Source organism: Pseudomonas sp. SWRI81, from assembly GCF_014268545.1.
In the GTDB taxonomy this organism is placed as follows: domain Bacteria; phylum Pseudomonadota; class Gammaproteobacteria; order Pseudomonadales; family Pseudomonadaceae; genus Aquipseudomonas; species Aquipseudomonas hamedanensis.
The window spans coordinates 1-1,599 of sequence record NZ_JABWQS010000093.1; the positions used below are offsets into that span (position 1 = coordinate 1).

At 55.2% G+C, this 1,599-nt stretch carries 1 protein-coding gene; it reads left to right on the forward strand.

What is annotated here, in order from left to right; translation table 11 throughout:
- Nucleotides 1-79 precede the first annotated feature (79 nt).
- Nucleotides 80-1,504: an IS1182 family transposase gene (locus HU765_RS26565; protein ID WP_202883682.1), complete on the forward strand. Its 1,425-nt coding sequence runs from the start codon at nucleotides 80-82 to the stop codon at nucleotides 1,502-1,504.
- Nucleotides 1,505-1,599: the final 95 nt, after the last annotated feature.

Consider the following 1,599-nt stretch of genomic DNA (forward strand, 5'->3'; position numbering starts at 1 on the left):
ATCAGACTGTGTGAAAACCTAGCATTCTGCTGGCCGGTTAAAGAAAATGCCCGTATCGCAAGATACGGGCATTTTTCTTATGCGCTATATCCAGGGTGAAAACCGCTCCCAGAGCGCGCTGTTTCCGCTCTCGCTGGATGAACTCATTCCCGATGACCATCTGGTGCGGGTAATCGAGGCCTACATTTCTCTTCTGGACTTTGAGCAGTTGGGTTTCGATAAAGCCAGACCCAAGGCCACCGGACGTCCTTCATACGATCCCGCCGATTTGCTCAAGCTCTATATGTACGGCTATTTCCAGCGCATTCGCTCCTCACGGCGACTTGAGGCTGAGTGCCAGCGCAACGTCGAGGTCATGTGGCTGTTGGGCCGACTAGCGCCTGACTTCAAAACCATTGCTGATTTTCGCCGCGACAACAGTGCTGCGTTTACCGCGACCTGCCGAGCCTTTGTTCGATTTTGCCGACAGGCTGGTCTGATTGCCGGCGAGCTGGTGGCCATCGATGGCAGCAAATTTCAGGCGGTGGCTGCTAGCCGCAAACACCTGACACCAAAAAAACTCCAGCACCGCGAAGCGGCGCTCGACAAGAAAATTGCGCGCTACCTGGCGCAGCTCGATGAAGCGGATCGTGACGAAGAAGGCGAGTCGATCGACCGTTCAGCAGTGCAGGCAGCGCTGGCGGAGTTGCAGGTAAAAAAGGCCAATAACCAGACCTGCCAAGTGCTGATGCAAGCTCAAGGCCTGGTTCAGCACGTTGTGGGCGAGCCCGATGCGCGAAAAATGCGAACAGCGTCCGGACCGCTCGTGGCCTACAACATTCAAAGTGCGGTGGATGCCAAACATTGCCTGATTCTGCACCACGAAGTCACTCAGGAAGGCACTGACAATCGCCAGCTCGAACCGATGGCCAAAGCGGCCAAAGAGGAGCTGCATCAATCCGAACTCTGCGTCACGGCGGATGCGGGCTACTCCAATGGCGCCCAGTTTCAGGGTTGTGAAGATGCCGGCATCACGGCGTTTGTGCCACCGAATCGGGCCATCAACACCACCGGTGGCGAAGAGCAGTACTTTGATCGAACCGAATTCATTTACGACTCCGACAACGATCAATATCAGTGCCCCGCCGGTAACCAACTGACACTCAAACAACTGAGCAAGGACGACCGGATCTATCAGGCGGCTATCAGCGACTGCCGAAGTTGCCCGCTCAAAAGCTGCTGCACCAAGGCCGAGCGCCGATATCTGACGCGCCACGCCCACGAAGCGGCGTTTGAGCGAATGGAACGGCGAATGAAGGCCCATCCAGAAATGATGGTCAATCGCCGATCCATCGTCGAGCATCCCTTCGGCAATCTGAAACGATGGATCTTTGGCAACGGACGGTTTTTGCTGCGCCAGTTGAAGGGCACTCGCGCAGAAATGGCGCTTGCGGTACAGGCCTACAACTTGAAAAGGGCTATTCAGGTGCTGGGAGCGCAAAAGTTGATGATGCTGATGGGCTGAGAGGCCCTTTATTTTCAGTTTTCAGAAATACAAATGCCCCGACAAGTCGGGGCATTTGTATTTAACCGGGGCAGATTGCGTTTTCACACAGTCTG

Bases quoted from the DNA above. Each gene is read 5' to 3' on its own strand.
- HU765_RS26565 (WP_202883682.1), top strand. From the start codon at position 80: ATGCGCTATATCCAGGGTGAAAACCGCTCCCAGAGCGCGCTGTTTCCG.